The following is a 4,315-nucleotide window of genomic DNA, read 5'->3' as shown; positions in this document are numbered from 1 at the left end:
CCTTTTGTCAAATTTTTTATTAAAAAAATCGCCGATTTCTTTTAAACGGCGATTTCATCCTAACTATAAATGAAATTGTTCTTTCATTATAGCAAGATTTTCTACTATTTCATCTGTTAGGTCATCGAAGGTTAAGAGATTATCCATATCCTTTTTCACTTCTGGAATGTTGCCTAAGCTAAGATTTATTTGAATTTTGTTATAAGATAGTCTTGGATCTTCTGGGTATTTTTTAAGTCCTTCTCTAATAATTGTTAGGGCTTTTTCTATTTCCTTGTTTAGATATAGACTAATTGCATAATCGTTATACAGTTCTCTAAACTCTGCTCCTTCACTTAATGAGTTGCTAAAGGCTATAATGGAGTTTTCGTATTGGCCCAAGTTTTGATATGCAACACCTAGATAGTAGTAGGCATCCGCTCTTTTGTGTTTGGATAAGATTTCTGTAAGCTTGATTATAGCTTCGTTGTAGTTACTTTTCCCTATAAAGTAAAGGGCTTCTTCTATATCTGCATTATCATTTATCTCTCTTAGCCTATCTCTTACTTCATCCTGGGCTATGGATGAAGTTGTTTTACTTAAAGCATTGTTGTAGTAGTTTCTCGCTTTCAAGTATTCTCCTAAATTGGCATAAATATTTCCTAGTTCATAATAAGCTATAGCAAAGTCTTCTTCTTTTCCAATTATTTCTTGGAGGATTCTTAAAGCTTCTCTTACGAAGTCGTCTTTTTCCTTGATATCTTCTTCGTAGGCTTTTGGCCATAAGAGTCTTGCGTAATTGTAGGCGGTAAACTTTTCTTCTGGATCTATTATATAGGCCCCTCTTAGTAGAACCAGGGCCTTATCGTAGTCTTCTTCCATTATTGATATAGCTTTTTGTGAAGCATATTCACTTACTTCTTTAAGATAATGGTTTAAAACATTGATATATTCGTAATTATGAAGGAAGTCTTTGTCAGCTCCGATATTGATTAGCATACCTTGAAGGATTAGGTCTAGGTTAATTTTATTGGCCATATCTCCATTTTCGAGTCCTTCTTTCATATCCTTAAGATAAATTGGTAGAGGTAGGTCTTTTAGCTTTTCGTAGCTAGCATTTTCCTTTAATTCTATATATCCAAGTTTGTCAACATATTTTCTAAAGTAATCGTCTAATCTCAAATTGTTATCCTCTCATAAATTTCCTTTGTCTATATGGATGTTCGTCAATATATTTGAATAAATGACCTCTAAATACGCAGAAAAATGTATGGATAGCTCCTACTATTAGACTTGCAAGTAGGTTATCTATTCCCATTATACTTGCCCCACCCATATTTAGGCTTATCATACTTTCTATTACTATGAATATTAACGAGTAGATTCCATATGTTAGGGGGTTATCTACTACAAACTTAAATGAAGATTTGAGAGCATCGAGGCCTGTCTTGTTATTTATATATACTTCCTCTATTAGGGCTGAGCTTAGGACTTTGACAAGAATTATAAGGATAAGCTCTCCTTTAGGGGTTGTTTGCATAGTTAATAGATTTACGAATAGTTTTAGGATGTATAGGTAAAACATAGAACTAAGCAAAGGTTGAAGGAAATTGGACACAGAATTCCCTATAGATTTCTTGCCTGTATTTCCATAGACTACAACAGATCTTAAGCTTTGAGCTATAAAGCAAATACATACAACATCTATAAGGTAGTTGATAATTCCGACAAAGCTTCCGCCACCTATAAAACCAAAGACATTTTTACCTTCGAGAAATATCCTAATAAATACGAAGATAAAGGTTAGATATAGCTTTCTCATCTTAATCAAGGTATTTCTAAAGGCATAGGATGAGACTTGGATAAAGTCCTTTATTCTATCGTTCATTACATTTGCTCCACAGTCTTAATCCCTAGTAGTCCTAGTCCTGTTTTTATGACAATAGATGTCGCATAGCTTAGGGCTAATCTTTCTTCTTTAATCTTTTCATCCTCTACATTGATTTGACAGGCATTGTAGAATTTGTTGAAGTTTTTAGCTATTTCTGTTAGGTGTCTTGTTATTAATGATGGCTCGTACTTATCAGCAGCCTTAGCTACTACGTCTTTGAAATTACCTAAAGCCTTCACTAGGGCGAATTCTTCATCGCTTGTTATATTATCGAAGGATATTTCTGTATTTTCCTTAAAGTCTGCCTTTCTTAGAACTGACTTAGCTCTTGCGTAGGTATACTGTACATAAGGTCCAGTTTCTCCGTCAAAGTTTAGGACCTCATCCCAATCGAATACATAGTCCTTGATTCTATTGTTGTAGAGTTCTTGGAACTTAACTGCTCCAATTCCTACAATTTCTGCTACTTTCCCCACATTTTCAATCTTACTATCGCGATTTTCCATGATTTCTCTAGTCTTATCGATAGCCTTATTTAGTACGTCTTCTAGAAAGACCACTTGGCCCTTTCTTGTAGATAGGGTTTGATCTTTAAGGCTTACCATGCCGAATGGAATGTGTTTGCAATCGTCATAGAAATCGTAGCCCATAAGTTTTAGGATTGCGAAAAGTTGTTGGAAGTGGAGGTTTTGCTGGGTTGCTACTACATATAGGTTCTTGTCAAAGTCATAGACTTTCTTCCTATTAATGGCTGTTGCTATATCTCTTGTAATGTATGCTGATGAGCCATTTGACTTGATTATAATTGATGGAGGTAGGTCAAATTCTGATAGGTCGACAATATAGGCCCCGTCGGATTCTACCAAGAGATCTTTCTCCTTAAGCTCTTCTATTACAGATGGGATAAATTCAGAGTGGTAGCTTTCTCCATTGTAGTTATCGAAATCAATATCAAGCATCTTGTAGACTCTATCAAATTCGTTGAAGGAAATTTCCTTAAAATGCTTCCAAAGTCTGGTCGCTTCCTCTTCTCCGCTTTCAAGATTCATAAACTCAGCCCTAGCATCATCCATCATCTTTTCATCATCTGCCGCCTCACTATTGTATCTTACATAAAGGGCTAGAAGTTCCTTAATTGGATTTTCCTTAAGCTTTTCTTCATCTCCCCAAAGCTTATAGGCTGCAATCATTGTTCCAAATTGAGTACCGTAGTCTCCTATATAGTTACTTGCTATGGTATTGTAGCCTAAAAAATCATGGATATTTCTTAATGCATCTCCTATTACAGTCGACCTGATATGGCCTATATGAAATGGCTTGGCTATATTTACAGAAGAGAAATCTATGACAATATTTTTGCCATTTCCCTTATCTGATGAGCCGTATTTTTCTTTCTTTTCTAGGATTTCCTTTAGGATTTCTTCTTCAAAGACCTTCCTATCGACATAGAAGTTAAGATAGGCGTTTAGGTTTTCTATTTTTTCAAACCCGTCTAGGTCAAATCCTTTGGCCAAGTCTTCTGCTATTATGGCAGGGTTCTTTCTTAAAGTCTTAGCTAGGCTAAAGCAAGGAAATGAGTAATCTCCCATATTATCTTGAGGTGGGATTTCTATTAGCTTATAAATCTCCTCAAAGCTTAGGCCTAGGTCCATTTTCTCTAGTTGTTTTGCGATTATTTCTTTAAAATCTGTCATTTTGCCTCTCTATCCAAATTTCACTATAGTAACACCGTATCCGCCTTCTTTGTCATCGCCGAAACGGTAATCTTCAATTCTCTTATCACCTTCTAGAATTTCTCCAACTCCCTTGATTAGGGCGCCAGTTCCTTTTCCATGAATGATCTTGGCCTTAGAAAGACCTGCAAGCATTGCATCATCAAGGTATTTATCTAGATTTCTCATAGCTTCGTCATATCTTTGTCCCCTAAGGTCTAGGGTTGGAGAGATATGCATGGCTTTTTTAGTATTATACACTTTTCTGATGTTTTTTTCTGTTTGATTGTCGCCTTTAATCTTACTTACGTTTTTGATATTAGAGTCCATCTTAAGAATTCCCATTTGCACCTTGATATTGCCCTTCTTATCAGGGGCTTCGATTACTTCTGCCTTTTCGTTAAGTCCTGCTATTAGGACAGTGTCCCCCACCTTTAGACTATCTGGTGCATTCTTAGACTCTTTGGTGTAAAGGCCTTCCCCTTTTCTTTCTATTCTTCCTTCTTTGTATTCATGCCTAATTTTGTTTAGAGACCTATCTATGTCGGAAGTATTGGCATTTCTCATCTTTTTGGCTTCTTTGAGCATGTCTTGACTTCTCTTATTTGCCTTATCTAGGATGCTGTTAGCCTTATCTTCGGCCTCTCTTAAGATATCTTCTTCCTTCTGATCAAGTCTTTTGGATTTTTCCTTAAGCTCATTTCTTATTTTAGCTATTTCTCTCTTATAGCTT

The 4,315-nt window shown here is 35.7% G+C and carries 4 protein-coding genes; all 4 read right to left on the bottom strand.

Annotated features, from left to right (window positions below; translation table 11 throughout):
• Positions 1-63 precede the first annotated feature (63 nt).
• Positions 64-1,161, bottom strand: coding sequence for a lipopolysaccharide assembly protein LapB (locus RCH56_RS07455; protein WP_306484346.1), 1,098 nt, complete (start codon positions 1,159-1,161; stop codon positions 64-66).
• Between the two features lie 4 nt (positions 1,162-1,165).
• Positions 1,166-1,867, bottom strand: a complete 702-nt coding sequence (locus RCH56_RS07450; RefSeq protein ID WP_306484345.1) for a hypothetical protein — start codon at positions 1,865-1,867, stop codon at positions 1,166-1,168.
• Complete coding sequence (gene argS, locus RCH56_RS07445) at positions 1,867-3,564, bottom strand: arginine--tRNA ligase (protein WP_306484344.1); 1,698 nt, start codon at positions 3,562-3,564, stop codon at positions 1,867-1,869. The genes RCH56_RS07450 and argS overlap by 1 nt, the downstream gene beginning before the upstream one ends.
• Before the next feature lie 9 nt (positions 3,565-3,573).
• A partial coding sequence (locus tag RCH56_RS07440; RefSeq protein ID WP_306484343.1) for a Smr/MutS family protein occupies positions 3,574-4,315 on the bottom strand: 742 nt, incomplete at its 5' end.

It is taken from the genome of Anaerococcus sp., assembly GCF_030825785.1.
Taxonomy (GTDB): domain Bacteria; phylum Bacillota; class Clostridia; order Tissierellales; family Peptoniphilaceae; genus Anaerococcus.
The sequence above is the reverse complement of the archived record's forward strand: the minus strand, read 5'-3'. Positions and strand labels throughout refer to the sequence as shown.